Below are 532 nucleotides of genomic sequence, written 5' to 3'. Positions count from 1 at the left end.
GCCGGACCCTGGTCGCGCAGCAGGGCGGCCGCAGCCTTCACGATGCGGTCCCGGGTGATGTCTCGCCGCTGCGTGTTCGGTGCCATGAAGACGATGGTATCGCCCATGCGTGACAGGTGATGTTATCACTGATATTGCCACTCTCCGCGGGCGACCCGCCCGAGGCTGCCGGGGGCGGCGCCGGTCCTCATCCGGTTGAACGCACGAAGTCGCATCCAATGGAAGTATCAATGTTATCGTTCAGATCGTTCCGTTGGAAACGCCATCAGTTGGGAGCCACCGATGCTGATTGTCACGGGAGCCACCGGCCGCCTCGGGGCGCTGATCGTCAACCGCCTGCTGGAGCGGGTACCGGCCGGCAGGATCGGTGTCAGCGTGCGTGACGTGGGCAAGGCCGCCGACCTTGCCGAGCGCGGCGTCCGAGTCCGGGCGGGGGACTTCACCGAACCCGGCAGTCTCAAGCACGCCTTCGAGGGTGCCGAGCGCGTCCTGGTCGTCTCCGCGGCCATCCGAGGCGGCGGCGCGCTGACCG

Annotated in this window: 1 protein-coding gene; it reads left to right on the top strand. The window is 67.5% G+C overall.

Features of this window, described 5'->3' with window-relative positions:
• Positions 1 to 282: 282 nt before the first annotated feature.
• A partial coding sequence (locus tag ACTWQH_RS32830; RefSeq protein WP_443290468.1) for an NAD(P)H-binding protein occupies positions 283 to 532 on the top strand: 250 nt, incomplete at its 3' end.

It is taken from the genome of Streptomyces sp. 6N223 (genome assembly GCF_052246635.1).
Classification (GTDB): Bacteria; Actinomycetota; Actinomycetes; order Streptomycetales; family Streptomycetaceae; genus Streptomyces.
The sequence above is the reverse complement of the archived record's forward strand: the minus strand, read 5'-3'. Positions and strand labels throughout refer to the sequence as shown.